This window comes from Microcystis aeruginosa NIES-843 (assembly GCF_000010625.1).
Lineage (GTDB): Bacteria > Cyanobacteriota > Cyanobacteriia > Cyanobacteriales > Microcystaceae > Microcystis > Microcystis aeruginosa.
The window spans coordinates 5,292,989-5,319,649 of sequence record NC_010296.1 but is presented as its reverse complement, the minus strand read 5'-3'; the positions used below and the strand labels follow the sequence as shown (position 1 = coordinate 5,319,649).

At 42.9% G+C, this 26,661-nt stretch carries 39 protein-coding genes; 24 read left to right on the top strand and 15 right to left on the bottom strand.

All coding sequences use genetic code 11. The annotated features are described in order from the left end of the window. Positions 1-93 precede the first annotated feature (93 nt). Positions 94-864, bottom strand: coding sequence for a segregation/condensation protein A (locus MAE_RS25210; protein ID WP_012267994.1), 771 nt, complete (start codon positions 862-864; stop codon positions 94-96). 51 nt (positions 865-915) lie between these two features. On the opposite strand from MAE_RS25210, the gene pdxH reads away from it, so the two are divergent. The 11 genes from pdxH (at position 916) to MAE_RS25155 (ending at position 10,834) form a co-directional block, all read left to right on the top strand. Further along, a complete protein-coding gene (gene pdxH, locus MAE_RS25205; protein WP_012267993.1) occupies positions 916-1,560 on the top strand; it encodes a pyridoxamine 5'-phosphate oxidase in 645 nt (214 codons plus the stop codon). A 231-nt stretch (positions 1,561-1,791) separates the two neighbouring features. Continuing rightward, positions 1,792-2,094 (top strand): trypco2 family protein, encoded by a 303-nt coding sequence (locus MAE_RS25200; protein ID WP_012267992.1) that lies wholly within the window; start codon positions 1,792-1,794, stop codon positions 2,092-2,094. 118 nt (positions 2,095-2,212) lie between these two features. Beyond that, positions 2,213-7,483 carry an NB-ARC domain-containing protein gene (locus MAE_RS25195; RefSeq protein ID WP_012267991.1) on the top strand — a complete coding sequence of 1,757 codons (5,271 nt, stop codon included), beginning with the start codon at positions 2,213-2,215 and terminating at the stop codon, positions 7,481-7,483. A gap of 111 nt (positions 7,484-7,594) precedes the next feature. Then, positions 7,595-7,885, top strand: coding sequence for a UPF0175 family protein (locus tag MAE_RS25190; protein WP_002780147.1), 291 nt, complete (start codon positions 7,595-7,597; stop codon positions 7,883-7,885). Beyond that, a complete protein-coding gene (locus tag MAE_RS25185) occupies positions 7,869-8,363 on the top strand; it encodes a nucleotide-binding protein (RefSeq protein ID WP_012267990.1) in 495 nt (164 codons plus the stop codon). Before MAE_RS25190 ends, MAE_RS25185 begins: the two co-directional genes overlap by 17 nt. Positions 8,364-8,390: 27 nt before the next feature. Beyond that, the gene (locus MAE_RS25180) at positions 8,391-8,612 is read left to right on the top strand and encodes a hypothetical protein (protein WP_012267989.1); all 222 of its coding nucleotides are present in this window, start codon (positions 8,391-8,393) and stop codon (positions 8,610-8,612) included. 185 nt (positions 8,613-8,797) lie between these two features. Then, entirely contained in the window at positions 8,798-9,124 is a 327-nt protein-coding gene (locus tag MAE_RS25175; RefSeq protein WP_002770426.1) for a nucleotidyltransferase domain-containing protein, read from the top strand. Then, on the top strand, positions 9,121-9,498 hold the full coding sequence (locus MAE_RS25170; protein WP_002739474.1) for a HEPN domain-containing protein: 378 nt from the start codon (positions 9,121-9,123) through the stop codon (positions 9,496-9,498). Before MAE_RS25175 ends, MAE_RS25170 begins: the two co-directional genes overlap by 4 nt. A gap of 73 nt (positions 9,499-9,571) precedes the next feature. Beyond that, positions 9,572-9,766, top strand: a complete 195-nt coding sequence (locus MAE_RS25165; protein WP_012267987.1) for a type II toxin-antitoxin system HicB family antitoxin — start codon at positions 9,572-9,574, stop codon at positions 9,764-9,766. Next, positions 9,763-9,981 carry a type II toxin-antitoxin system HicA family toxin gene (locus MAE_RS25160; protein ID WP_024971299.1) on the top strand — a complete coding sequence of 73 codons (219 nt, stop codon included), beginning with the start codon at positions 9,763-9,765 and terminating at the stop codon, positions 9,979-9,981. Before MAE_RS25165 ends, MAE_RS25160 begins: the two co-directional genes overlap by 4 nt. A gap of 223 nt (positions 9,982-10,204) precedes the next feature. Continuing rightward, positions 10,205-10,834: a DUF3782 domain-containing protein gene (locus tag MAE_RS25155; RefSeq protein WP_012267986.1), complete on the top strand. Its 630-nt coding sequence runs from the start codon at positions 10,205-10,207 to the stop codon at positions 10,832-10,834. Positions 10,835-10,888: 54 nt separating this feature from the next. Here the strand turns inward: MAE_RS25155 and MAE_RS35480 are convergent, their stop codons facing one another. Then, positions 10,889-11,056: a type II toxin-antitoxin system RelE family toxin gene (locus MAE_RS35480; protein WP_331448777.1), complete on the bottom strand. Its 168-nt coding sequence runs from the start codon at positions 11,054-11,056 to the stop codon at positions 10,889-10,891. Between the two features lie 82 nt (positions 11,057-11,138). After that, positions 11,139-11,339, bottom strand: coding sequence for a hypothetical protein (locus MAE_RS25150; protein WP_012267985.1), 201 nt, complete (start codon positions 11,337-11,339; stop codon positions 11,139-11,141). A gap of 46 nt (positions 11,340-11,385) precedes the next feature. Between MAE_RS25150 and MAE_RS25145 the strand changes: the two genes are divergently transcribed. From MAE_RS25145 to MAE_RS25130, 4 genes are all read left to right on the top strand, one after another. Then, a complete protein-coding gene (locus tag MAE_RS25145; RefSeq protein ID WP_041804399.1) occupies positions 11,386-11,574 on the top strand; it encodes a hypothetical protein in 189 nt (62 codons plus the stop codon). Positions 11,575-11,697: 123 nt separating this feature from the next. Next, positions 11,698-12,348, top strand: a complete 651-nt coding sequence (locus MAE_RS25140; protein WP_012267984.1) for a DUF3782 domain-containing protein — start codon at positions 11,698-11,700, stop codon at positions 12,346-12,348. 113 nt (positions 12,349-12,461) lie between these two features. Further along, entirely contained in the window at positions 12,462-13,154 is a 693-nt protein-coding gene (locus MAE_RS25135) for a DUF3782 domain-containing protein (protein ID WP_012267983.1), read from the top strand. 107 nt (positions 13,155-13,261) lie between these two features. Next, positions 13,262-13,456, top strand: a complete 195-nt coding sequence (locus tag MAE_RS25130) for a type II toxin-antitoxin system HicB family antitoxin (RefSeq protein ID WP_002776391.1) — start codon at positions 13,262-13,264, stop codon at positions 13,454-13,456. A gap of 72 nt (positions 13,457-13,528) precedes the next feature. On the opposite strand, the gene MAE_RS34260 is transcribed toward MAE_RS25130, so the two are convergent. Continuing rightward, a complete protein-coding gene (locus MAE_RS34260) occupies positions 13,529-13,684 on the bottom strand; it encodes a hypothetical protein (RefSeq protein WP_012267981.1) in 156 nt (51 codons plus the stop codon). Positions 13,685-13,695: 11 nt separating this feature from the next. On the opposite strand from MAE_RS34260, the gene MAE_RS25125 reads away from it, so the two are divergent. The 5 genes from MAE_RS25125 to obgE all read left to right on the top strand — a co-directional run bounded on the left by MAE_RS25125 (position 13,696) and on the right by obgE (position 16,920). Further along, positions 13,696-13,890 carry a type II toxin-antitoxin system HicA family toxin gene (locus MAE_RS25125; RefSeq protein WP_041804397.1) on the top strand — a complete coding sequence of 65 codons (195 nt, stop codon included), beginning with the start codon at positions 13,696-13,698 and terminating at the stop codon, positions 13,888-13,890. Between the two features lie 1,033 nt (positions 13,891-14,923). Then, on the top strand, positions 14,924-15,172 hold the full coding sequence (locus tag MAE_RS25115; protein WP_012267980.1) for a hypothetical protein: 249 nt from the start codon (positions 14,924-14,926) through the stop codon (positions 15,170-15,172). 84 nt (positions 15,173-15,256) lie between these two features. Next, the gene (locus MAE_RS25110; RefSeq protein ID WP_012267979.1) at positions 15,257-15,448 is read left to right on the top strand and encodes a hypothetical protein; all 192 of its coding nucleotides are present in this window, start codon (positions 15,257-15,259) and stop codon (positions 15,446-15,448) included. Between the two features lie 186 nt (positions 15,449-15,634). Further along, entirely contained in the window at positions 15,635-15,847 is a 213-nt protein-coding gene (locus MAE_RS25105) for a hypothetical protein (RefSeq protein ID WP_002796443.1), read from the top strand. Positions 15,848-15,891: 44 nt separating this feature from the next. Continuing rightward, positions 15,892-16,920 carry a GTPase ObgE gene (gene obgE / locus MAE_RS25100; protein WP_012267978.1) on the top strand — a complete coding sequence of 343 codons (1,029 nt, stop codon included), beginning with the start codon at positions 15,892-15,894 and terminating at the stop codon, positions 16,918-16,920. Positions 16,921-16,929: 9 nt separating this feature from the next. Here the strand turns inward: obgE and MAE_RS25095 are convergent, their stop codons facing one another. From MAE_RS25095 to purS, 6 genes are all read right to left on the bottom strand, one after another. Continuing rightward, positions 16,930-17,295: a KH domain-containing protein gene (locus MAE_RS25095; protein ID WP_002796441.1), complete on the bottom strand. Its 366-nt coding sequence runs from the start codon at positions 17,293-17,295 to the stop codon at positions 16,930-16,932. Beyond that, on the bottom strand, positions 17,288-17,536 hold the full coding sequence (rpsP, locus tag MAE_RS25090) for a 30S ribosomal protein S16 (protein ID WP_002736858.1): 249 nt from the start codon (positions 17,534-17,536) through the stop codon (positions 17,288-17,290). Before rpsP ends, MAE_RS25095 begins: the two co-directional genes overlap by 8 nt. A gap of 194 nt (positions 17,537-17,730) precedes the next feature. Continuing rightward, positions 17,731-18,807, bottom strand: a complete 1,077-nt coding sequence (gene rfbB / locus MAE_RS25085) for a dTDP-glucose 4,6-dehydratase (protein ID WP_002796440.1) — start codon at positions 18,805-18,807, stop codon at positions 17,731-17,733. Between the two features lie 46 nt (positions 18,808-18,853). Further along, positions 18,854-19,780: a cation diffusion facilitator family transporter gene (locus MAE_RS25080; protein WP_041804396.1), complete on the bottom strand. Its 927-nt coding sequence runs from the start codon at positions 19,778-19,780 to the stop codon at positions 18,854-18,856. A 271-nt stretch (positions 19,781-20,051) separates the two neighbouring features. Further along, on the bottom strand, positions 20,052-20,738 hold the full coding sequence (purQ, locus tag MAE_RS25075; protein ID WP_012267974.1) for a phosphoribosylformylglycinamidine synthase subunit PurQ: 687 nt from the start codon (positions 20,736-20,738) through the stop codon (positions 20,052-20,054). Positions 20,739-20,865: 127 nt separating this feature from the next. Beyond that, positions 20,866-21,141, bottom strand: a complete 276-nt coding sequence (gene purS / locus MAE_RS25070) for a phosphoribosylformylglycinamidine synthase subunit PurS (protein WP_002796436.1) — start codon at positions 21,139-21,141, stop codon at positions 20,866-20,868. A gap of 31 nt (positions 21,142-21,172) precedes the next feature. Between purS and MAE_RS25065 the strand changes: the two genes are divergently transcribed. Next, positions 21,173-21,556 (top strand): Fur family transcriptional regulator, encoded by a 384-nt coding sequence (locus MAE_RS25065; RefSeq protein WP_002734059.1) that lies wholly within the window; start codon positions 21,173-21,175, stop codon positions 21,554-21,556. An 85-nt stretch (positions 21,557-21,641) separates the two neighbouring features. Here the strand turns inward: MAE_RS25065 and accD are convergent, their stop codons facing one another. From accD to MAE_RS25055, 3 genes are all read right to left on the bottom strand, one after another. Further along, a complete protein-coding gene (gene accD, locus MAE_RS25060) occupies positions 21,642-22,592 on the bottom strand; it encodes an acetyl-CoA carboxylase, carboxyltransferase subunit beta (protein ID WP_002796435.1) in 951 nt (316 codons plus the stop codon). Positions 22,593-22,611: 19 nt separating this feature from the next. Continuing rightward, the gene (locus MAE_RS34255) at positions 22,612-22,761 is read right to left on the bottom strand and encodes a hypothetical protein (protein WP_002796434.1); all 150 of its coding nucleotides are present in this window, start codon (positions 22,759-22,761) and stop codon (positions 22,612-22,614) included. A gap of 101 nt (positions 22,762-22,862) precedes the next feature. Continuing rightward, the gene (locus MAE_RS25055) at positions 22,863-23,672 is read right to left on the bottom strand and encodes a prepilin peptidase (RefSeq protein ID WP_041804395.1); all 810 of its coding nucleotides are present in this window, start codon (positions 23,670-23,672) and stop codon (positions 22,863-22,865) included. A gap of 373 nt (positions 23,673-24,045) precedes the next feature. Between MAE_RS25055 and MAE_RS25050 the strand changes: the two genes are divergently transcribed. After that, entirely contained in the window at positions 24,046-24,348 is a 303-nt protein-coding gene (locus tag MAE_RS25050) for a YkvA family protein (RefSeq protein WP_002762481.1), read from the top strand. Here MAE_RS25050 and MAE_RS33650 read toward each other — a convergent pair. Together MAE_RS33650 and MAE_RS25045 are read right to left on the bottom strand one after the other, a co-directional pair. Continuing rightward, positions 24,345-24,482 carry a hypothetical protein gene (locus MAE_RS33650; RefSeq protein WP_158303565.1) on the bottom strand — a complete coding sequence of 46 codons (138 nt, stop codon included), beginning with the start codon at positions 24,480-24,482 and terminating at the stop codon, positions 24,345-24,347. The genes MAE_RS25050 and MAE_RS33650 overlap by 4 nt on opposite strands. 40 nt (positions 24,483-24,522) lie before the next feature. Continuing rightward, positions 24,523-25,182, bottom strand: a complete 660-nt coding sequence (locus MAE_RS25045; RefSeq protein ID WP_002796431.1) for a phosphoribosyltransferase — start codon at positions 25,180-25,182, stop codon at positions 24,523-24,525. Positions 25,183-25,380: 198 nt separating this feature from the next. Between MAE_RS25045 and MAE_RS25040 the strand changes: the two genes are divergently transcribed. Together MAE_RS25040 and MAE_RS25035 are read left to right on the top strand one after the other, a co-directional pair. After that, positions 25,381-25,866 (top strand): DUF4079 domain-containing protein, encoded by a 486-nt coding sequence (locus MAE_RS25040; protein ID WP_002796430.1) that lies wholly within the window; start codon positions 25,381-25,383, stop codon positions 25,864-25,866. Between the two features lie 179 nt (positions 25,867-26,045). Further along, positions 26,046-26,384, top strand: a complete 339-nt coding sequence (locus MAE_RS25035) for a P-II family nitrogen regulator (protein ID WP_002787863.1) — start codon at positions 26,046-26,048, stop codon at positions 26,382-26,384. The last annotated feature ends 277 nt before the right edge of the window (positions 26,385-26,661 follow it).

The window sequence follows — 26,661 nt, the reverse complement described above, 5'->3', positions numbered from 1 at the left end:
TCCCTGAAAATTAGGTAGTTGACCACCTGAAAATCGGTAAAACCCCACACCCTACACCCTACACCCCACACCCTACCCCCACGAAAAAGCTTTTCAGCAAACCCTAATTAAAGAAATACTCAAATCCTGATAAAAATCCTCTTGTTTTAATTCCACTTTTGATTGAGAAGCCAGTAAAAGTAAAGCCCAAAAAATCGCCACCTTTTCCTGTGTTGCCGAGTGACTAGAGGGCTTTTCTGCTTGCCATAAATCTAATAAATACTCAAACTCTATCTCCTTTTTCTCCAATTGAAAAAACTTTCTCTGCAAAAAAAAGTCCAGTTCCGCTGCCAATTCCGTCAGGTTTTCTTGGTGGGCCAATTCCGTGATAATTTGTACCGCTTCCCGTCGGGATTGAGGCCGGGGTTTCGGGACAACTACAGGCAGTTTCGGTAAAGCTTCAATCTCTAGGGCAATCTGTTGTAATTGAGTGATTAACTCCTGCAAAGTTACCCGTCTTTTTCGCGGTGGTGGGGCAGCAGTACGACGGCGAATATGATTTTCTAGATAACGGGGTAAAGTTCTTAATTCCCGTTCTAACTCGCTAATTTCCTCATCAATCAGACTTTCTTCTTGCTGGTCTAAAGACAATCTTTCTAGGGTATCAGCCTTAAATAAAACTAACATGGAAGCCCATAAAAAAGCCTGTCCCGATTGGGGTAAATTAGCTTGGGCCATGGCTAAATCTAGATCATTTAATAACCCCAATTCTGCCAAAAAGCGATCGATCACATCAATAACCTGCACATCCCAGGGGTCAATTTCTCCCTGTTCCGCCATTTCTAAAAGAGATGCGATCGCGTCACTGGCCGAGGTGATAGTCATGATTGTAGAATCTTGTAGGATCTCAAAGGATAGAATTTAGCAAGCAAAACCATGGACATATCGATCGCTGACCTGCGCTTGGACTACAATCTCGAAGAATTGCTAGAGTCAGAAACATCTGCCGATCCTTTCATTGTATTTAAACAATGGCTAGAACGGGCGGTATCTTCGGGAAGATTGGAACCCAACGCTATGACTTTAGCCACTATTTCCCCGGAGGGTAAACCCCGGGCCCGCATGGTACTGTTAAAAGACTTCGATCCTCGCGGTTTTGTTCTCTTTACCAACTACCACAGCGCCAAAGGACAGGAATTAATCGCTAATCCCAATGCGGCCCTAGTGTTTTGGTGGGGAGAATTGCAACGGCAAATTAGGATCGAGGGAACTGTAGAAAAAATCAGCGAGGAGGAATCGGATAATTACTTTTTTGTCCGTCCCTGGGAATCCCGTTTAGGGGCCTGGGCCTCCAATCAAAGTGAAGTGATTTCTGGGCGAGATATCCTCGAAAAACGCCTGACAGAACTAAAAGAAGAATATGCGGGTCGTGAAGTTCCCCGTCCTCCTCATTGGGGCGGTTTTCGCCTAATTCCTAGTTTAATCGAGTTCTGGCAAGGTCGCCCCAGTCGTCTCCACGATCGTCTCTGTTATTATCGTCAAGAAGATGGCAGTTGGCAAAGGCAACGTTTAGCCCCTTAGTTTTATTTTGACACCTTGTATTAGCAAAATAGCTCGATGCTAATTCAATTTGTCATTTTAGTCTTGAGATAATATTAGGTCGATGTCTTTTCCCAACCCGCGCTTACCTTAGCGATCGGGTTGGGCTATTATATCAATTGGATAAAGGCAATCCGTCCGCCCTAAAGTTTCAGAAAAACGATAGAATTGAAAGGGTTTTGGTCTGCATCCTTCAAAAATAACTAGAGAATTATGGACATCAATAAAGTTGGACTTCGAGAAACCTTAGAAGCATTGCGGGTTGAACTCAGTAAATCTATTTTAGCCTCTGAGGGTGAGCAGATTCGCTTTGAAGTGGGTGAAATTGAATTAGAGGTTCAATTTGTGGTTGAGCAGTCGAAAGAAGGCAAAGGTGGGCTGAAATTTTGGGTAGTAGAAATGGGTGGGGGTGTCACCAATAAAGATACGATAACCCATAGAATTAAAATTCCCCTTAAACCCATTGGGAAAGATGGAGGACCTATCAAGACAGGAAGTGATGATATTCCCGATTAGAATTTTATACCCCTAGGGACGCAATGCTTGCCCCCAAAGCAGTTAATTTGTAGGATGGGTTAGCGAAGCGTAACCCATCGCCATCCCAGAAGAATAGGTTACATCAATCCGATAAGTTATGCCCCAATTCCAACCCGATCGCGCTTTAGAAATTGTTGCCCCTAAGTATGGCACTGCCTATCGAATTGGGGGACGTTTACTCTTAACTTGTCGGCATCTATTTGATAATAGTAACGACTGTCAAGTACGATTTAGATCAGCATCAGACTATTCTGATAAGCAGGATATAGACGCTCAAGTAATTTGGAAAGCACCAGATAATATCGATATAGCATTAGTAGAATTACCAGAAACTATCGAAACTTGTGATCCTGTAGGTTTTGGGTTGTTACCTGATGCGAGTAGCACCCAAAAAGTTAAATTTGACTTTTTGGGCTTTCCTCTATTTTTACGGTATTCTGAAGATGGTATAAAATACGCCACAGGGTTACATATTGAGGGAACTATTGATGTAGCTAATCGTGCGCCTTATAACCGGTTGTTATTAAATATTAAAGATAGTCAAGACATACAACCCACCGATGAACAATTAGAAAAATTAGCAGAAGATCAGTCACCTTGGCAAGGAACATCGGGATCAGCAATTGTTTGTCATGGGTTAGTGATTGGGGTACAATCTAAACAGCTAAGTATAGATCGTCGGGCATCTTTAGAAGCTGAATCTTTGGCCAGGGTTTATAAAAATACCGAATGGTGTGAGATATTAGAAAAACATGATATTGATCCTGAACCTAAACCCGTTATATCCGCTTCTTTAAAATCTTCTTCCTATCGCAATCAAGCTGTTCCTAAACCGAGGTATTTTGTCGAACGTCCAGAGGTTATTGTTAAATTAAAGGAACTTCTGTTATCTAAAGAAAAAACCGAAATAGGAACCTTAGTTATTATTGCTATTTATGGATTAGGAGGGATTGGTAAATCCACTTTAGCGGCGGCATTAGCACAGGAGAAAGAGGTTCAAGCTTTTTTTCCTGATGGCATTTTCTGGGCAACTTTAGGGCAACAACCGGATATTTTATCCTTTCTTCATCAGTGGATACAATCATTAGGAGATTATCATTTTATGCCGACTGGTATTGATGCGGCATCCTTACAATTAAGAACTTTATTAGCAGATAAAAAGGCTTTATTAGTAGTGGATGATCTCTGGAACGCGGAGGATGTGGAACCGTTTCGAGTGGCGGGGGATGGCTGTAAATTGTTGGTAACGACAAGAGAAGCCCGAGTAAGCGGAGCGATTCGTTATGATTTGGACATCATGACGGAGACTCAATCTTTGGCGTTATTGTCGAGTCATCTACAGCGTGAATTAACTTTAGAAGACCAGAAACAAGCCAAAATTATCGCCAAAATTGTCGGTTATTTACCGTTGGCATTAGAGTTAACCGCGGCACAAATTGAAGATAATATTTCTTGGACTGAATTAATTGAAGATTTACGGGCAGAAATCACTAATTTAGAAATTTTAGATCGCTTAGAAGCGGAAGACGCAACCAATCAAGAAAAGCGTAAAAATTATAGTTTAATCGCTTCTTTTAATCTCAGCTTAAAACGGTTATTGCCCCAAAGATTACAACAGTTTACCTGGTTAGGGGTCTTACCCGATGATGTGACAATTACGGAAAAAATGGCAACCACTTTATGGGATTGTCGGCTCACGGAAGCTAAGAAAACCCTCAGACATTTAGGCAGTAAAGCCTTATTATTAACAGGGGTTTCTAGTGAACAAACCGTCAGTTATCGTGTCCATGACCTCTTACACGATCTAGCGCGTAATCTTTTACAAGCCTCTCCCCATTCTGAAAGCGATTATCAATTACCGGGGTTGGGCTTATCAATTTCTGAAGCTAATCGGCAACTTTTAAGCAGGTACAAAAAACAGACTAAAAATGGTTTATGGCACAGTTTAGAGGATGATGGCTATATTTACAATCAATTGATTTGGCATTTAGAAAAGGCAAGAAAAATTGAAGAGATTCATCAATTACTGAGGGAGGAAACCGCGGAAGGAGGTAATGGCTGGTATAGCAAATGCGAGAAAGAAGCGAAAACGGCGATTTTTATCAAGGATGTTGTTAAAGCTTGGCAACTGGCGGAAGCTGATTTTGCCAACAATTCCGGTCAGTCTATGGGGTTACAGGTGCGTTACGCTTTGATCACCACTTCCCTCAATAGTTTGGCGACTAATATTCCACCAGAATTAATTGCGGCACTGATTAAACATGAAATATGGACACCTGCTCAGGGATTGGTTTATGTACGGCAAAGTCAAGATTCTAGCAAGCAAGCCGAAGGACTAGAGAAAATTACTCCCTATCTTCCCCCTACTTTATTACCCGAAGCCTTAGAAATTGCCAGAGGGATTGGGTCTGAAAACTACCGTGCAAGGGTATTGACCGGGTTAGCGCCCCATTTACCGGAAAGTTTGTTACCCGAAGCTTTAGAAATTGCCGGAGGGATTGGGAATGAATACTACCGTGCTTGGGTATTGACCGGGTTAGCGCCCCATTTACCGGAAAGTTTGTTACCCGAAGCTTTAGAAATTGCCGGAGGGATTGGGAATGAATCCTCCCGTGCAGAGGTATTGACCGGGTTAGCTCCCTATTTACCGGAAAGTTTGTTACCCGAAGCTTTAGAAATTGCCAGAGAGATTGGGAATGAATCCTCCCGTGCAAGGGTATTGACCGGGTTAGCGCCCCATTTACAGGAAAGTTTGTTACCCGAAGCTTTAGAAATTGCCAGAGAGATTGGGAATGAATCCTCCCGTGCAGAGGTATTGACCGGGTTAGCTCCCTATTTACCGGAAAGTTTGTTACCCGAAGCTTTAGAAATTGCCAGAGAGATTGGGAATGAATCCTCCCGTGCAAGGGTATTGACCGGGTTAGCGCCCCATTTACAGGAAAGTTTGTTACCCGAAGCTTTAGAAATTGCCAGAGAGATTGGGAATGAATCCTCCCGTGCAGAGGTATTGACCGGGTTAGCTCCCTATTTACCGGAAAGTTTGTTACCCGAAGCTTTAGAAATTGCCAGAGAGATTGGGAATGAATCCTCCCGTGCAAGGGTATTGACCGGGTTAGCGCCCCATTTACAGGAAAGTTTGTTACCCGAAGCTTTAGAAATTGCCAGAGAGATTGGGAATGAATCCTCCCGTGCAGAGGTATTGACCGGGTTAGCTCCCCATTTACCAGAAGTGTTACCCGAAGCCTTAGAAATTGCCAGAGCGATCGGGACTGAATACTACCGTGCTTCGGCATTGAGAGGGTTAGCTCCCTATTTGCCGGAAGTGTTACCCGAAGCCTTAGAATTTGTCAGTGCCAATGATTATCAATCTTCACTTGCAGAGAGATTTACAAGGTTAGCTCCCCATTTCTCTGAAAATGTGCTACCCGAAGCCTTAGAATTTGCCAGAGCTATTGAGGATGAAGACGACCGTGCATGGGCACTGAGAGGATTAGCGCCCCATTTACCGGAAAGTTTGTTACCGAGAGCTTTGGAAATTGCCAGAGGGATTGAGGATGAAGACGACCGTGCTTCGGCATTGAGATGGTTAGCACCCTATTTACCGGAAATGTTGCCTGAAGCCTTAGAATCTGTCAGAGCAATTAGGAATTCTAGGGATGACGACGCCAATGCAGATGCATTGAGAAAGTTAGTTCCCTATTTACCCGAAAGTTTGTTACCCCAAGCCTTAGAAATTGCCAGAGCGATTGGGAGCGAGGGGGCATTGACCGGGTTAGCTCCCTATTTGCCAGAAAGTTTGTTACCCCAAGCCTTAGAAATTACCCGCGTCTTTAAGTCTGAATCCGCCCGCGCTTCGGCATTGACCGGGTTAGCTCCCCATTTACCGGAAAGTTTGTTACCCGAAGCCTTAGAAATTACCCGCGTCTTTAAGTCTGAATCCGCCCGCGCTTCGGCATTGACCGGGTTAGCTCCCCATTTACCGGAAAGTTTGTTACCCGAAGCCTTAGAAGCTGTCAGAGCGATCGGGGATAAAGACCACCGTGCAGAGGCATTGACAAGGTTAGCTCCCTATTTACCGGAAATCTTATCTGAAGCCCTAGAAATTGCCAGATCCATTGGGTCTGAATCCTACCGTACAGAGGTATTGAGAAAGTTAGTCCCCTATTTACCGGTCAGTTTGTTACCCGAAGCCTTAGAAGCTGCCAGAGCGATTGAGTCTGAATCCGACCGTGCAAAGGCATTGACCGGGTTAGCTCCCCATTTACCGGAAAGTTTGTTACCCAAAGCCTTAGAAGTTGCCAGAGCCATTGGGAGTGCGGAGGTATTGACCGGGTTAGCTCCCCATTTACCGGAAAGTTTGTTACCCGAAGCCTTAGAAATTGCCAGAGGGATTGGGAATGAATACTACCGTGCTTGGGCATTGACCGGGTTAGCTCCCCATTTACCGGAAAGTTTGTTACCCGAAGCCTTAGAAGTTGCCAGAGGGATTGGGAATGAAGACTCCCGTGCAAAGGCATTGACCGGGTTAGCCCCCTATTTACCGGAAGTGTTACCCGAAGCTTTAGCGGCTGTCAGAGCAATTAAGGATGAAAAATACCGTGCTTATGCATTGATCGAGTTAGCGCCCCATTTACCGGAAGTGTTACCGGAAGCCTTAGCAGTTGCCAGAGGGATTGGGGGTGAAGAATACCTTGCACCAGTACTGATCGAGTTAGCGCTCTATTTACCGGAAGTATTCCCCGAAGCCTTAGAGGTTGCCAGCCACATCGGTTATCCATCCTACCGTGTAGAGATATTGACCGAGTTAGCGCCCCATTTACCGGAAAGTTTGTTACCCAAAGCCTTAGAAGTTGCCAGAGCCATTGGGAGTGCGGAGGTATTGACCGGGTTAGCTCCCCATTTACCGGAAAGTTTGTTACCCGAAGCCTTAGAAATTGCCAGAGGGATTGGGAATGAATACTACCGTGCTTGGGCATTGATAGGTTTAGCTCCCTATTTACCAGAAGTGTTACCCGAAGCCTTAGAAGCTGCCAGAGCCATTAAGGATGAAAAATACCGTGCAAGGGTATTGACCGGGTTAGCTCCCTATTTACCACAAGCGTTACCGGAAGCTTTAGAAGCTGCCAGAGGGATTGGGTCTGAATCCGACCGTGCAGAGGCATTAAAAGCATTAACAGCCACCTTAACCCCTGCTAATGTTGACTTATCTTTCTGGGAAAATACCCTTCAGGCTTTGGGTACTCTCACTCGTCCTCATTTCCTCGAAACTATTCCCAACTTAGTCCCTTTAATCCTTCATTTTGGTGGAGTGGTCGCCCTCAGAGAAGTCCATCAAGCAATTAGAGAAGTCAGCCGCTGGTGGAAGTGATTGCCCTGTCTCGTTTTAACCACAATCTCCAGCTTCGAGTCAAAAAAGCGATGGTGAATAGATCTATTATTCTTGCTAAAATCAAGAAAAACAAATTATTTTTAAACACTCATGAGCATTAATGTAACATTTCCCGAAGAACTCCTCATTGCTGCCAGAGAAGAAAAAGAAGCATTCTCTCGTAAAGTCATAATTTATACATTAGGGCATCTTTATCAAGAAGGAAAAATTTCAGCAGGAATCGGCGCACAAGTATTAGGATGCGATAAATATACATTTTATACACTTCTCTCTGAGTATGGTTTTTCCATTATTGATTACACAGCAGAAGAATGGGAATCAGAAATACAAACCAGCCGTAAATTAGCCAAAAAAATCAAAGAGAATGAAGATAATTGTTAATTCTACACCGATCATCGCCTTATCTTTGATTAATCAATTAGATCTTCTTAATCAGCTATTTAATGAAGTGATTATTCCTTGGGCAGTTTATCAAGAAATTGTCATCGCTGGAGATAATAAACCGGGGGCAAAAGAACTCAAAAATGCCAATTGGATTCAAGCTCAAGAAGTTGCATCATCATCTCCTCTTGAACCGCTATTACTAGGATTAGATCGAGGAGAATTAGAAGTTATTCTCTTGGCAATTTCAATCAAACCAGACTGGGTAATTATAGATGAGAAATTAGCAAGAAGAGTTGCCAAAGCTATGGAATTACCCGTCAAAGGAACATTAGGAATTCTCTTGGTTGGTTTTTATGCAGGTTATCTATCTAAACAAGAAATTTTAGATTTATCACAACAGTTAGTTGATTATGGAATTCGTATTAGTTCTCCGATTCTTAATTGGCTAAAAACAGAATTAGACAATGATCATTAATACCAAATCAATGCAAAATAAACTACCATGAAACAACTAATCGTACACATTCGTGACCAAGAAAAAGCAGAAACACTCTCTAAAATTTTAACTGCTTTAGATTTTGTTGACTCTGTAGAAATCATCGAAGATCAAACAACATTATCTGATAACGAGCAAGACTTCTTTGCCCTAGCAGGATTGTGGGAAAACAGAAATATCACCCCTGAATCTATCCGTCAAGCAGCATGGCGAGAAGAAAAACGATGATTTTATTAAAAGTTTAGAACGCTATGAGCCGTCGAATGAATGACCCATCCACATTTCATTGGCGATCGCATTCCTCCCCATCTTTCCACACTCCCTACGCAATCGCAAAAATCCGATAAAATAGTGAATAAGTGACATCCATCAATACAATTTATTACAAAAAATAATTTCTAAGTAATAAAATCATGGCTCAATTACAAATCCTAATGCCCATACTACAAGAATTTCGCCAAGAATTAGCAAAGTTTTATGGAAAACGGTTAGTAAAACTCATCCTTTTTGGTTCACAAGCGCGGGGTAACGCCAATGAGGACTCAGATATTGATATTATGGTCGTATTAAAGGGGCCCATTTCCCCTGGAGATGAAGTGATTCGGATGGCAGACATCGCTACTCAACTAGACCTTAAATATAATACCTTCATTTCTTTGATTCCCATCGCCGATGAAGACTTTGTTCATCGACAAACCCCATTAATGGACAATATTCGCCGAGAAGGGATTGTCCTGTGAACCAAATTTCGTCCTATATCAATCAAGCTAATGAAGAATTAGAAGCGGCCACCCTATTACTTGAAAAAAATTATTATCGTGCTTGTATTTCTCGTTGCTATTATGCCATTTATTGTACAGTCCAAGCTCTGTTAATAGTTAAAAATATCAATACTCGCAGTCATCGAGGGGTACGACAGCAATTTTCTCAACATTTTATTCAAACAGGTGAATTATCATTAGAACTATCAAAAGCATTAAGAATTACCTATGATTTACGACAATTAGGAGATTATGATCAAGTTATTGAAATAACTAGGGAACAAACAAAAATTGCCTTAGAATACGCCACAGTATTTGTAGAACAAGCAAGCCACTGGCTTAATACACATTAGTTTAGTATAAAGAGATAGATAAATTATCTCAAATGGAATGCTCCTACTCTAGCAAATACTACAGTAACTATTTATGCGCTATCAAGTTCGACTCAAACAAAGCGAAGAAGGTTATGCAATTTGGTGTCCCAGTTTACCCGGATGTTGGTCACAGGGAGACACTGAAGCAGAAGCTATAGAAAATATCAAAGAAGCGATACAAGACTATTTAGAGACAATTGAAGAGTTAAACAAAGATGCGGAAGTGCGTTATGTAGAAGTAGAATAAGTAGGCCAAAATTACCCGGAATTAATCATCTACGCGCTGTTAATGCCTTTGAAAAAGCGGGATTCCGCATCACTAGACAGAGAAAACATATTACTATGACAAATGGAGAACAGACTATCACCATTCCACGAGCAAATCCGGTTAATGCTTATACAATGGCAGGGATTGTTAAAGAAGCGGGTTTAACTATCGAAGAATTCTTAGAATTACTCTAAAACTATTTCTAACCTGCTTTTAATCCTTCATTTTGGGGGGGAGGTAGCTTTAAGAGAAGTGTATCAAAGTATTAAAGATGTTAGTCGCTGGTGGCGGTGATTTTTGTTCTATGAATTAGCCTCCGCCTTATCCAATTGAATCAGCAGTCTGCTCCCCAGTGCCTTCGGCAAGCGTGGCAATCCGATAAAATAGTGAATAGGTGACATCGGGAAAAAATTATCTATGGCAACTACATCAGAAGACGTATGGCGACTCTTAGCCGAATTAGCGACTGCTCAAGCTGAATTAACTGCTGCTCAAAAAGAAACTGACAAACAACTGAAGGAAGTTAGTCAACAACAGAAGGAAAACGCCCAACAACAGAAGGAAACCGAGCGACGACAACAGGAAACCGACCGACAACTCAGAGAATTAGGTAAACAAATTGGGGGACTCGGAGCCAAATTCGGCAGCTTTACCGAAGGACTTGCTCTCCCCTCAATGGAAACGATTCTCAGACAACGCTTTGGCATGGAAGTGGTTAGTCCCAGTGTGCGAGTCAGTAAAGATGGACAACACCTAGAAATTGATGTCCTTGCCTATACCAATGGTGAGCTAAATACTGCCTATATCGTTGAGGTTAAAAGTCATGCCAGAGAAGAGTCTATTACACAATTAAAAAGTATTTTGCAACGGTTTCGCCGCTTTTTTCCTGAACACAAAGACAAAAAACTCTATGGCATACTAGCATCGGTTGACTTATCGAACGAATTACGCGAAAAAATTCTGCAAGAAGGGTTTTATGTGGCTCGGATTCATGACCAAGTATTTGAACTCGATATTCCTGATAATTTTCAACCTCAAATCTATTAAAACATCAAAGGTGATCGCTTTTGCTCTGATATTGTGAGGGATGATTGCTTGTATTTAGCGGTAAATATCCTTTCGATGCCCAATATCAAGAACAATCACCTTCTTTTCTGAATCATCGATACCATAAATAATTCGATAAACTCCAATCCGAACCCGCCAACCTTCTCTTACTGTCAGTTTTAGACATCCTGATGGTCTTGGATTTTCGGCTAATTCTCTAATGCCATCTCGAATTTTTGATAATCATCTTTTGGGAGATTTGCTAAAGCCTTAGAAGCACGTTTTTTAATAGTAATATTGTAACTCATTGCTGGCTATTTTCAATTTCAGTGATCGCTGCTTCAAAAGGAATTTCATCATCCTCACCTGAGACAGCTAAATCATAGGCTCTAATGGCATCTAACTCCTCCGATTCTTCCAGCAGTTTCTGATATTCTTCTATATCTAAAAGAACACCTATTCGATTACCCTGCTCATCGGTGATATACCTTTCCTTTAATTTCATTTGAGAACAACTGCCTTAGTTAATTTTCGTTCCAATTATAACTCAGGTGTTAACGCCTAACCATGTTGACCTATCCTTCTGGGAAAATACCCTTCAAGCTTTGGGGAGTCTCACTCGTCCTTCTTCCCTCGAAACTATTCCCAACTTAGTCCCTTTAATCCTTCATTTTGGTGGACTGGTCGCCTTAAGAGAAGTGTATCAAGGGATTAGGGATGTTAGTCGCTGGTGGCGGTGATTCTTGTTCTATGAATTAGCCTCCACCTTACCCAATTGAATCAGCAGTCTGCTCCCCAGTGCCTTCGGCAAGCGCAGAAATCCAATAAAATAGTGAATAGGTGACATCGGGAAAAAATCATCTATGGCAACTACATCAGAAGACGTATGGCGAATCTTAGCCGAATTAGCGACTGCTCAAGCCGAATTGACTGCTGCTCAAAAAGAAACTGACAAACAACTCAAGGAAACTGACCTACTATTGAAGGAAGTCAGTCAACAACAGAAGGAAAACGCCCAACAAATCAAGGAAACTGACCGACAACAGCAGAAAACTGACAAACAACTCAAAGAACTGGGCAAACAAATTGGGGGACTCGGAGCCAAATTCGGCAGCTTTACCGAAGGACTTGCTCTCCCCTCAATGGAAACGATTCTCAGACAACGCTTTGGTATGGAAGTTGTTAGTCCCAGTGTGCGAGTCAGTAAAAATGGACAACACCTAGAAATTGATGTCCTTGCCTATACCAATGGTGAGCTAAATACCGCCTATATCGTTGAGGTTAAAAGTCATGCCAAAGAGGAATCTATTACACAATTAAAAAGTATTTTACAACGGTTTCGTAGCTTTTTCTCTGAACACAAAGATAAAAAACTCTATGGCATATTAGCGGCGGTTGATTTATCACCAGGATTACGGGAAAAAATTCTCCAAGAAGGGTTTTATGTGGCTCGGATTCATGACCAAGTATTTGAATTAGATATTCCCGATAATTTTCAACCTCAAACCTATTAAAACATCAAAGGCTATCGCTCTATCTTCCCCAAAGGAAAAAACACTCTCTTATTCATGAATCGGCAAAATTCAGTAAAATAGTAATAGACCAAATCAGAGAGAAAAAATCATCTATGACGACTACATCAGAAGACGTATGGCGAATCCTAGCCGAATTAGCAACTGCTCAAGCCGAATTAACTGCTGCTCAAAAAGAAACTGACAAACAACTCAAGGAAGTCAGTCAACAACAGAAAGAAAACGCTCAACAACTCAAGGAAACTGACAAACAACTGAAGGAGACTGACCTACTATTGAAGGAAGTTAGTCAACAACAGAAGGAAAACGCCCAACAACAGAAGAAAACTGACAAACAACTCAAAGAATTAGGACAGCAAATTGGGGGACTCGGGGCAAAATTCGGCAGCTTTACCGAAGGACTTGCCCTTCCCTCAATGGAAACGATTCTCAGGCAACGCTTTGGTATGGAAGTTGTTAGTCCCAGTGTGCGAGTCAGTAAAAATGGACAACACCTAGAAATTGATGTCCTTGCCTATACCAATGGTGAGCTAAATACCGCCTATATCGTTGAGGTTAAAAGTCATGCCAAAGAGGAATCTATTACACAATTAAAAAGTATTTTACAACGGTTTCGTAGCTTTTTCTCTGAACACAAAGATAAAAAACTCTATGGCATATTAGCGGCGGTTGATTTATCACCAGGATTACGGGAAAAAATTCTCCAAGAAGGGTTTTATGTGGCTCGGATTCATGACCAAGTATTTGAATTAGATATTCCCGATAATTTTCAACCTCAAATCTATTAAAACCTCAAAGGCGAACGCTTTTCTCAGGGATAATGGACAATTATCAATACTTTATCTTTAATCAATTAGACCTTAGTATAAAAGTTACAAACTAACAGCCACTATTTATGCGCTATCAAGTTCGACTCAAACAAAGCGAAGAAGGTTATGCAATTTGGTGTCCCAGTTTACCCGGATGTTGGTCACAGGGAGACACTGAAGCAGAAGCTATAGAAAATATCAAAGAAGCGATACAAGACTATTTAGAGACAATTGAAGAATTAAACAAAGATGCGGAAGTGCGTTATGTAGAAGTAGGATAAGTAGGGTTTGCTGAATAAATCTAAAAACCTTGTTGGATAAGGCTTTTAGACTTTTTTTCCCTGAAAAAGTGCCTACCATTGGAGTGATTGGGGGGAAAATTTAGGGATTTTTTCCCTGAAAATTAGGTAATTGACCACCTGAAAATGGGTAAAACCCCACACCCCACACCCCACACCCCACACCCTGCCCCCACGAAAAACTTTTTCAGCAGCCCCTAAGTAGGCCAAAATTACCCAGAATTAATCATCTACGCACTGTTAATGCCTTTGAAAAAGCGGGATTCCGCATCACTAGACAGAGAAAACATATTACTATGACAAATGGAGAACAGACTATCGCCATTCCACGAGCAAATCCGGTTAATGCTTATACAATGGCAGGGATTGTTAAAGAAGCGGGTTTAACTATCGAAGAATTCTTAAAATTACTCTAAAACTATTTCTAACCTGCCTTTAATCCTTCATTTTGGGGGACTGGTCGCCTTAAGAGAAGTGTATCAAGGTATTAGGGAAGTGAGTCGGTTGTGGTGGTGATTCTCCTCTCACTAATTAGGGTTTGCCTTACCCAATTGAATCAGCAGTCTGCTCCCCAGTGCCTTCGGCAAGCGCGGCAATCCGATAAAATAGTAAATCAGAACTTTGAGCTACTTGGTGATAGAGTTGATTAAAATTTAATTTCTTGTGTTCAACAAAGAAATATTGGCGATAGTGGTAATTAGCTAGATTGAACAGATTTTTTGACAAAAAAGCAGCTCGGTCAATTTCTGACCAGCAAGGATGGGATTTAGTATGATATGGCGTTCAACTAGCTTCATGTCTTGATTGTAGCTGATAACCCTCTCAAAATCTATCTCCCTTAAAAGCTACTTATTTTAACCATCTAGCTAGAGGGAGTCAGAAGGTTTCTGGAAATTTGAGGAGATTTAGAGAGAATTTTCGTTTCTGTATTTACCCCCTATTGCAAACCTCAAAGTTTAGTACAAAAGAATTATGCGGTCAGCTATAGGGCGATCGCTGAAAAGAAAAATTGACCCGATTTATTATCAAAATAAAATTTTATAATTGTTGTCTGTTAAAATAAAATTAAGAGGTTGAACTCTATTAGTTAGTCAAAGGTTCGGGGGACGAAGCTCCTCCCCTGACGGGGGGGTTAAGGCTTTGATTGAGTGATAAAATCGGAAGTAATGCCCAATTTTAGCAGAGAGTTTCCCTTTAAAAATCCCAACTCAGTAGATTTACAAAAATGAGATGCACCCCCTGTTACCTCTTGTTCTTGGTCAAAGGATCGGCTAAGATGATGATAGACAATTTCCAGTTAAAGAGATGAATCAATTAAAACCGGCTCTACCGAACCTGTCATGCAAAACTATCAACAACTTATGCTTGTAAAGCTTGTACAATAAGGCTTTGAGTTTTTGTTAGATTGATATTTATCAACTTTAGAACATTGCTGGACAGAGAGGGAGCTTGGGGACTTTTCTACAGTGTAAGTTCGGAAGAACCTTAAAAGCCAAACTTGTCAATTATCCAGATTGGGATCGAAAAGAGCAAATTAAACGAAATCGTTCGGCTTTGGCTATCTTAGAACAAAGACGACAAAAACGGTCACAAATAACCGATGAGCAAGACCAAGAAATTTCCCAGTCTTTCCTCAATTTTCAGACTGCGATTGATAATGATCGTCCTTTGGGTTCAAAGCTTTATAGCCAAGGATGATTGTCTTTATCGATTCGGGGGTTTTGGGTTGATTAACTCATCCTAAAAAAGCGGGTAAACTGGGAAGATTGGCCTTATTCACTTTTGTCTAAGGGTGCTTATGTAGGGTTTGCTGAAAAAGCTTTTCCTAGGGGCAGGGTGTGGGGTGTGGGGTGTGGGGCGTGGGGTTTTACCGATTTTCAGGTGGTCAATTACCTAATTTTCAGGGAAAAAGTCCAGGGATTTTCCCCCCAATCACTCCAAAGGTCGGCACTTTTTGAGGGAAAACAAGTCTAAAAGTCTTATCCAACAAGGTTTTTAGATTTATTCAGCAAACCCTATGTAGTTAGTTCCGATAGCTGTGATTATGAAGTCAGAAGAAGCCGATTATTAGAATCGGTCAAGAAAAATTCCTTTAATAGCCTAGATAATCTTAATGAATTACGCAATGTCATTGATTTTTTAAATTTAGATACCGAGGTGATGTTAGAATCGTCACAAATTTGGGTAGAAACTCGAAAGATTGGCCAACAAACGGCTGATAATTACAATATTGACGTAGATATTATTATTCTTGCTCATTGGCAGTTATTAAAAAAACAATATCCGAGCCGTTATCTAGTCATCGCTACTACCAATGTCAAACATTTTCAGGGATTCGCAGCAGCTTTAAATTGGCAAGATGTTAACCTATAACAGCTTTGATCTTGAGCATTTTTTCACTTTAACTACTTAGTCTTATGCAGTTTATTGATCGCGCCGAAATAGAAGTAGAAGGGGGTAAGGGAGGTGATGGAATTGTCGCTTTCCGTCGGGAAAAATACGTCCCCGCCGGCGGTCCGGCCGGAGGTAATGGGGGAAAAGGTGGTTCGGTGATTTTCGTGGCGACTCAGAACCTGCAAACCCTGCTAGATTTCCAGTATAGTCGCTATTTTAAGGCCGATGACGGTAAACGGGGCGGCCCCAACAACTGCACCGGAGCCAACGGTAGCGATCGCATTATTAAAGTTCCCTGTGGTACCGTGGTTTACGATCTCGATAGCGAGGAAATTATCGGCGATTTGGTCACTCCCGAACAGACTTTAATCGTGGCTGCCGGGGGAAAAGGGGGATTAGGCAACCGCCACTTTTTAAGTAATAATAATCGCGCACCCGAATACGCTTTACCCGGTTTAGAGGGAGAAAAACGCCATTTACGCCTAGAATTGAAGTTATTAGCGGAAGTGGGCATTATCGGACTGCCCAATGCGGGAAAATCCACCCTAATCTCGGCCGTTTCCTCTGCTCGTCCCAAAATCGCCGATTATCCCTTTACGACTCTCATTCCTAACTTGGGAGTGGTACGCAAACCCACGGGAGATGGGACGGTATTCGCCGATATTCCTGGATTAATCGAGGGAGCGCACCTAGGAATCGGCTTAGGACACGAATTTTTGCGCCATATCGAACGCACACGCCTGTTAATTCATCTTGTCTCCTTGACATCAGAAGACCCGATCGCCGATTATCAAATTATTCAAGGGGAATTAGCCGCCTATGGTCGGGGATTAGAAAAGCGATCGCAAATACTGGTTTTCAACAAAATTGATGCTGTGGACGAGGAAACGATAGATAACTATCAAAAGCAGTTTGCTAAAATAACCAATGCCGAGATTTTGACTATTTCCGCCGTGACAGGAGCCGGATTAACCACTTTACTCGCCAAAGTTTGGCAGCAATTAGAGCAACTGGAGAGGGTCGAGGATGAAACCCCTTCCCTGTTTTCCTAAAATCGCTCGTTAGTTGTTGAGCTGCCGGGGTGCAGGTGGTCGGCGATTGCTCGGTCTTCTTTCCGTACCTTCAAAGTTACCATGAGAACGACGGGTGCGGCGCTGTTCAGCTTCATTTTCGGCCGCATAGACTTCTAGATAAAGAGAGCGACCCACACTCGCAGCCGCCATTTCTAGGGTAGTTCTAATCGCCTGTAAATTGCGTCCTCCCCGGCCGTAAACTTTGCCTTTATCGGCATCATCGAAGGCTACACGCACCCAAAGACGTTCATTTTCCTTACAGCGCTCGATATCCAATCTCAGACTGGCCGGCTCTTCCAAAAACGGCTCGATCATAAATTTCACCAGTTCGAGATAATTGGGGGTACTAGGCATTGATTTTCTCGAAAATTTTCTGTTTGGTGAGAATGCTGCGTACGGTGTCCGTTGGTTGCGCTCCTTGTTGTAAGCGTCGGATAATCCCTTCTTCATCGAGACGCACTTCATCGGTGCGGGGATTGTAAAATCCTAACTCCTCTAGGGGACGACCATCGCGACGACTGGTGCTAACGGCCGCAACGATACGATAACTGGCTTCGCGTTTTTTACCAAAGCGTTTTAGACGTAATTTGATCATGGTTACTCAAAAATTCTCCTTTCCGATTCTAACTCATCCAGGCGGTATTTCCACAAGTGGCGATCGAGGGAACGGGAGGCAGCCATTGGCTATTATCGAAAATAACGCCAATATCTTAATGGTGAGGTACAAGGTTTAAGTGTGTTAGTTTTCGCTAACACACCCAAAATTAAGATTAAAGTTTTTACCCTTATCTAACCGTAAACTTTCCCATAATACTCTTGATATTCTTTGGATAACAAAGGTTGCCACCAATCCCGATGATCGAGATACCATTGAATGGTTTTTCTTAATCCCCCCTCTACCGTTTCTTGAGGTTGCCAACCTAATTCAGTGCGAATTTTACTGGCATCAATAGCATACCGGCGATCGTGTCCTGGCCGGTCCCTGACAAAAGTAATTAAATTCTGAGCGGGTTTCACGGGTAAATCGGGTGCTAATTCATCCATTAAATCACATAACATCCTGACTAAATCGATATTTTTTACCTCATTATTTCCGCCAATATTATAGGTTTCTCCCGCTTTTCCCTTGTGAATAACTGTATCTAAAGCTTGACAATGATCCCGCACATATAACCAATCTCGAACATTTTGACCATCACCATAAACAGGTAAAGGTTTACCCAAAAGAATATTAATACACATCAAAGGAATTAACTTTTCTGGGAAATGGTAGGAACCATAATTATTAGAGCAATTAGTAATAATTGTCGGCATTCCGTAGGTATGAAAATAAGCTCTCGCTAGATGATCACTCCCCGCTTTTGAGGCAGAATAGGGACTATTAGGAGCATAGGGAGTAGTTTCGGTAAAAGCCGGATCATCTACTCCTAAACTGCCATAAACCTCATCGGTGGAAACGTGCAGAAAACGATAGTTATCGGGTTGATGATTACTTAACCAATGTTGCCGAAAACTTTCTAATAGAGTAAAAGTTCCCACCACATTAGTTTGCACAAAAGCCCCAGGTCCAAGAATCGATCGATCCACATGGGATTCGGCGGCAAAATGGGCAACTGTATCGATATTTTCACCGGCAAATAATTCATCAACTAAAGCTCGATCGCAGATATCCCCTTGCAGAAAACGGAAATTCTTTCTATCTTTCAGTGTCGCTAAATTATTCAAATTGCCCGCGTAGGTAAGAGCATCAAGAACAATGACACGATCCTCAGGATAATTCTCGCACCAATGATGAACAAAATTCGAGCCGATAAATCCTGCTCCACCAGTAATTACTATGCTTCTAGCTTGATTCTCCGTCGTCATGGCCACCTCTAGCAAAAGTTTGCTACTTATTTTAGGCCTTTTTGCTTCACACTTCTTCATCAAAAGTGATCTGATCGGAACGATAATCCGGCGGTTCAACGTGAATTAAAATTCTCACAGGGCTAAATTGTTGGGTTAATCTTGCTTCTACCGCTTCCGTGATTGCGTGAGCAGTTTCCACATCTTGAGCGGAGACAACTAGGTGCATTTCTATAAATACCTGTCTTCCCACCACTCCCCGAGACGCGATCGCATGACAATTAAGCACCCCCGGCACCTCCATCACAATTTGATGAATCACCTCAGGAGCGATCGCCATTTCATCCACTAAAAAAGGTAAATTCTCCATCAGGACTTTCCAACCACTGCTAAACACCAAAAAAGCGACGGGAAAGGACAAAATCACATCTAACCATTGTAATTGGGGAATATTAGCCGTATTGCCCACCCAAACCCCGACTAAACCCAATAAAACCGTAATTGTCACCCACACATCACTCATGGTATGACGAGCATCGGCAATCAAAATCGCACTACCGACACGCTGCCCCACCGATCTTTCATAATAGGTGACAAAAATATTCACCCCTAAAACGATAATTAATAGCCATAACTCAGGACCTGCAATCTCGACGGGTTTGCCTCCTTTGATAATACTCATGACCGCCCCTTGCAAGATTTCAAAACAGGCAATCCCCAAAAATGCGGCGATCGCTAAAGCTCCGATCGCTTCGTATTTCAGATGTCCGTAGGGATGATCTCGATCTGGATAGGGAGAGGAAAACCGCATCGCTACTAATCCCAAGACATTATTGGCACTATCGGTGACACTATGGAGAGCATCCGCTTGCAGACTTAAAGCACCAATCCTCAAACCCACCCCCGCTTTGATCGCCATAACCAAAATGTTCAGCAGTAGGGTGATCCAGAGAACTTTTTGGACGGTAGCCCGATTATCTTTTAAAACAGCCACAGGATTATCAGTTATCAGTTATCAGTTATCAGTTATCAGTTATCAGTGGGTAAGTTATCAGTTATCAGGGAAATTTCAACTAAAACCCCAAAACCCCAAAAACCCAACTACTTGAGGGTTGAAAAAGGGCAAAAATAAGGATTAAATTGCCTAAAGTCGGTAAATAGACCATTTAATTGATTATTATTCATTTTTAATTCTCCTGACTCCTGACGACCGGCTACTGACTCCTGACCCTAACAACAATTTTTGATTTTTACAAGAGGTCTAGTCAACAACAATTGATCAACTCCTGAAATAACAGACTCCCATCGGTCAAATTGAGCATCCGATCGGCGGCGCGTTCGGGATGAGGCATCATTCCTAGCACATTTCCTGCTTTATTGCTAATTCCTGCAATATTATTTAACGAACCGTTAGGATTTCCCGACTCATTTGCCTCTCCTGTGGCAGTACAGTAACGAAAGAGAATTTGTCCGTTATCCTCCAGAGATTTTAACGTATCTTCTGCGGCATAATAACGCCCTTCCCCGTGGGCAATCGGCAAATTAAGCACCTGTTGCGGTTGATAACCTCGCGTCCAGACAGATTGATTATTTTCCACTTTTACCGGCACTCGATCGCAGATAAAATGTAAATCGCGATTACGAATTAACGCACCGGGTAGCAGCCCAATTTCCGTTAATACCTGAAAACCGTTACAGATGCCTAAAACTAATTTACCTTTTTCGGCTTCTTCTCGGACAGTTTTCATCGCCGGCGAAAACCGAGCGATCGCACCACAGCGCAAATAATCGCCGTAACTAAATCCCCCCGGCACCACGATCACATCCAAATCCCCTAGATCCGTCTCTTGATGCCAAACATAGCGGGTAGGTTGCTGAAAAATCCCCTCCGTCACCGTTGCCACATCTCGATCGCAATTCGATCCAGGGAAAACAATAATCCCAAACTTCATAATTTTTAACTTGGTTAATTCATTTTGCAAAAAGCTCTCATCAGATGGGTGTTAGGGTGTTAGGGTATTAGTTGAATTTCCCCATTCTCCCATTTCCCTATCCCCTAATCCCCCATTTCCCTATCCCCTAATCCCTATCCCCTATCTCCTGACAATGCAAATCAAAGCGATAATTTTCAATTACAGGATTAGCCAATAGTTGATCGCACATTTGAGCCAATTGAGCGCGAGCGCTGGTTTCGTCCGCTGCTGTCACGGTAAGCTCAATATACTTACCAATTCGCACCCCAGCCACAGTATCATAACCTAATTGCTTTAATCCCGACTCTACCGCCGTACCCGCCGGATCGAGAACCGAAGGGCGCAGGGTAACATAAATACAGCACTGATAATTTTTTGGCATAGAATTAACTTTGATCGCTGACCTTTTTGATATGAAATCCCAACGCACCCGATCGCAAGAGCGCATTATCCACTTACTCAAAACCTTAAATCGGGCAGTATCCGCTCAAGAATTGTTTGTGGAACTCCGTCAGCGTGACCAAAATATGGGGTTAGCCACTGTTTACCGCGCCCTAGAATCCCTAAAACTACAGGGAGCAGTGCAGGTGAGAACCCTAGCCACAGGAGAATCCCTCTACAGTTCCGTTCAGCAGGATCAACACCATCTTACCTGTATTCATTGCGGTCGGTCTATCGTCTTTAATGAGTGTCCCGTTCACGAATTGGAAGAAAAACTCGAAAAATCACACCAATTCAAGGTTTATTACCACACTCTCGAATTTTTTGGACTTTGCGATCGCTGTCAACCCAGTTAAGTAAGCTGTACTACATTGAAACTGCCGATCGGGAAATTTTAGTACAAATGCTCAGACTTTCAACTCCAGTGCCGTCTTACAGAGATTAAACTGTTGTTTGACCTTGGGCTGTTTTCAGAGGGATTAACTCCGGCTGACCGTAGTGATGATGGCTGTTGAGGGGGGATAACAAGGGGAAAAAGGGTTGATGTAAACTAATTAATTGAGCGAGGGTTTTCTTGAGATGGGTACGGGGAACGATCGCATCGACAAACCCGTGTTTTAATAGGTATTCCGATGTTTGGAAACCTTCCGGTAATTTCTCGCGCAAAGTCTGTTCAATTACCCGTTTACCGGCAAAACCGATAGTAGCCTTTGGTTCGGCGATAATAATATCTCCCAACATGGCAAAACTGGCCGTGACTCCTCCCGTGGTGGGATTAGTCAAGACGGGAATATAGAGTAACTTTGCTTCTCGATGCCGGTTAAGGGCACCGGAAATCTTGGCCATCTGCATTAAACTTAACATTCCTTCCTGCATTCTCGCCCCGCCAGAAGCGCAGATAATCACCAGGGGTAAACTTTCATCGGTAGCTTGTTCCGTCAAACGACAGAGTTTTTCTCCCACCACCGATCCCATGCTACCCCCCATAAAACGGAAGTCCATCACCCCTAAAGCTAAGGGTAAACCATCGATCGTCCCCGTTCCCGTCCGGACAGCATCCGTCAGTCCGGTTTTTTCTTGGGTTTCCCGCAGGCGATCGCTATAACTTTTCCGATCGCGAAATTTGAGCGGATCCGTCGGTCGAATCTGTTCATCGAGGCAATTCCAAGTATTAGCATCCACTAACTGGCGAATTCTTTCTTCACTTTCCACCCGATTATGATGACCGCAATCGAGACAAACCAGTTGATTAGCTAATAAATCCTTCGTATAGGCCAAAACGCCGCAATTTGGGCATTTTGTCCATAGACCATCGGCTATTTCTCGTTCCTGTTGTTGTTGAACCTTGGGTTCTGTTTTTTGGCGATTTGCAAACCAATCAAATAGAGACATAGTTTAAAATAAAGACAATTTATAGACTTTCCTCTAGAGGACTTAATAACAAAAGTGCTGTCCAGCGATCTTGGGGACGCACTTGTAGGGCGGCCTGATGCCCCTGGCCGCAATAAATACCAAGGCCAATAGCGATAACGCAACTGGGGATGTCGTGAGCTTTGAGCATTTCCTGTAGCCAATCGGCTTACCCTAGACTGGGGGTTGTTCTAATGGTGATCCAAGACACGGAAGACTATTGTATCAAGATTTAATTACAAGATAGCTTTTTTACAACAAAGGGAAAAAAATGGTTTGATAGGCTGAGATGATCTTATCACTCCAAAAGACACTCATCAGAGCGCCGAGGGCAAGAAGCGGGCCGAAGGGTATAGCTTGTTTTTTTGCCATTTTACCCAGAAAAATGCCCGTCATACCGATCGCTGCCCCGATAGCGCAGGCCAGAAAAGCGGTGACTAATAATGCTTGCCATCCTAACCAAGCACCGATCATGGCCGCTAATTTGGCATCTCCTCCCCCCATGGCCTGCTGTCTGAGGGCAAAACTTCCCCCCCACCGGATCAGATCAAATAACCAGACTCCTAAAACCGCACTAGCGATCGCTGAAAAGAGATAGATAACACTTTGATTATTTTGCCAACCTAAAAGAGTTTGGAAAACTATCCCTAAAACTAATCCCGATTGGGTGAGGCAGTTGGGAAGCGTCATCGTGTCAAAATCGATCAAAGCTAAAGCTAATAACCAACTTAGCAGAATCCAATAGCCGAGGGTCTGCCAAGAAAAGCTAAAATCTCCTAAAACCAGACAAAATAACAAACCGGTCAAAGTTTCGATCGCTGGATAACGGACAGAAATCGCGGTTCTACACCAGCGACAGCGACCCCCTAGCCATAACCAGCCTAAAACAGGTATATTCTCGCTTTTACCTAACCTATGGTGACATTTCGGACAGTGGGAAGGGGGATAAACTAGAGATATCCCCTTAGGTAATCTATAGATGACCACGTTTAAAAAACTGCCCACCGAGGCACCAAAAGCGAAGACAAAGGCAAAAGTAACTAGATGAAAGAGGGTTTCCATCCTTAAACTGGCAGATAATTGATTAGTTTGTTATCGCCTATTATAGGGGATAAAGATGCCACTATCTCCCCTCTTAAGCATCCAGTAATAAGCTGTTCATAATTTAAATTGCTTGTTGAGACGAGGCAAGAGACACTCTGGCAAGAGGCAACAGTAAAGGGATTGGAGGAAATTCGGCTGATCATTAAGAATAAGCGGTTTAAATACGTCTTAGCTTAATAATTCAGGCTCATCCCTAAAGGTGAATTTTCTTCTGGGCTTTTTTTTTGATTAATTAGCGGATATCACCCTAGATAATGGGGGTAAAACCTCACTATCAGCCCCGGGGACAACCTGACAAAATTAAATTATCGCCGTCAACGAGGACAAATTAATGAAACCGATTGTTGAATCTTTTTACAACTGGTACAGCAGCAAAATCACTCACCCCCAATATCGTTGGATTATCATTCTGGGAACTATGGTTTATCTGTTTAGCCCCCTCGATATTTCTCCTGACGTTTTCCCGATTATTGGTTGGATCGATGATGGTATTGTCCTCACCCTTTTAACCACGGAATTATCGCGATTAGTTCTTGATTATCGCAATCGCCGTCCGGGGACAGTAAAGAATCAAACCGAGGTTTCTTCCCCAACCAATGCCGTTGATACCGATGCCGTAGAAGTCAGAAGTTAGAATTCGTAAGTCTCAATTCTGACTTCTGAATTCAGGAGATTGCTGTTATTTATTCTCCCCATCTCCCCACTACCCCACTTCCCCATCTCCCCATCTCCCCATCTCCCCACTACCCCACTTCCCCACTCCCCCACTTCCCCACTCCCCCACTTCCTAATTCCCTCTCCCTTCTCCCTAAACTTGAATCAAAGAACTATCGACGGTGGCTAAAAGTGTTTGCACTTCCTCATCGCTGGTTTGGGAAAAATCTTCGTACCAAAGAGAAATTGATCTCAATTCGTAGGGTTTATGTAGGCAAATTACTCGATCAACTAATTTTTCTAATTGATCACAGACTTCCACTGGGGCAATAGGAACAGCAATAATAATAGCAGCGGGATTTCCAGCCTTAAGGGTCAGAATCGCCGCTTTAATCGTTGCTCCCGTAGCGATACCATCATCTACTAGAATAATCGTTTTTCCTGTCACGTCCGGAAAGGGTCGCTCACCTCGATACAAGCGATCGCGTCGCTCTAATTCGATCATTTCTTCCTTTGCTACCCGTTCCATCATCGCCTCCGATAGGTGCAAGTCGTCAACGATACTTTCATTGATTACCCGCACACCATTTTGACCGATCGCCCCAAAAGCTAACTCTTTGCGCTCCGGTACACCTAATTTTCGCACTAAACACAGATCTAGGGGTAAATGTAACCTTTGGGCAATTTCAAAGGCGATCGGAACCCCACCCCGGGGCAAAGCCAAAACTAGCACCCCAGCACTATTGGTATATTCTGTCAAGTAACTAGCTAATAGTCTCCCTGCTGATCGCCGATCTTTGAGCAGATAAGTCATAACTCCCTCCTAGGGGCTAATCCCCGTGGGGATCCCTAGTCCCCCCTGACTTTATTCTATATTTCTCCGCTAATCTCTAGCTGAAATGTTAAGAAATTTAGCGAAGGCTTGACATTTTTTCGGCTAACCGAAGTTTTTCTAGGCCAGAGATCGGCTAAAATCTTAGGCGAGAGGGTTTTGTAAAGTTAGGTAACAAACATGAATCAAAGTTTAAGTGATGCGCTAGAGCCGATCGCCGCTGCCTTTCGCGGTCTCGGAACTCCCGAACCGATCGTTCATTGGGGACATCCAGTCATGATGGGGATCGTGGTTTTAGTTATGGGTAGTTATACTGCCTATGCCGGTTGGCAAAGCCGTTTAAGCAAAGATGGGGAAGTAGTGGCCAAAAATCGGGCTGATCACCGCAAACTCGCCCCCTGGCTGTTTTTATTTATCGCTCTCGGTTACACCGGCGGTATTTTATCCCTGGTTATGCAGAAACATCCAATCCTCGAAAGCAGCCATTTCTGGACAGGATCGATCGCGATCGGTTTATTAGCTTTCAATGGATTATTGTCCCTCACTGGCTTCGCTGGCGAGAAAAAAGAACTTTTCCGGACTATTCACGCTTATATCGGCAGTATTGCCCTGATTTTACTGCTAGTTCACGGTGTTTTCGGTCTTCAGTTGGGATTATCTCTCTAGTTGGTTTATGGCTTCGGGTGGGCCAATTCCCACCTGGAGATTTTTCACCGCAGAAGACTGTGGCCAAGGGCAATAATTGAAGAAATCATGACTTTAAGCACTATTCTTGGGATTCCGAGTTTAGAATTAACAGGTAATTTACCAAGAAAGTATCGTCACGCAACGAGGAGATAGATATTTTGAAGAAAGTAGAAGCGATTATCCGACCCTTTAAACTTGAAGAGGTGAAAATCGCCCTAGTTAATGCGGGCATTGTCGGGATGACCGTCTCCGAAGTTAGAGGTTTCGGTCGTCAGAAAGGTCAATCGGAACGTTATCGCGGTTCCGAGTATACCGTCGAATTTCTCCAAAAACTCAAGATCGAGATCGTCGTCGAAGATAAGCAAGTCGATATGGTCGTCGATAAGCTGATTTCGGCGGCCCGTACCGGTGAAATCGGAGACGGTAAAATCTTCATCTCCCCCGTGGAACAGATCGTCCGCATCCGTACCGGCGAAAAAGATCTCGAAGCGATTTAACCTCCAAACAAGGGATGATAGTACCCTGCTGTCATCCCCCCTCATTTACCGAAAAATTGGGTTTAAAGCCTCGCCCTTTGAGGGCGACTTTATAGGATGTATGATATTAAGAATAGGGGGCCGGGTAAGCAACCGCTTAAAAAACCCAGTCATCAACCGATGAACGCACCTTGAAAACTAGAGTTATGGGGTTCTCTAGGGGAATGCTCCTATAGGTAAAAGCTCTCAGCGTCAAGTACCAAAGAAACCAATTATTTTAGAGGTTTTGAACTGTATC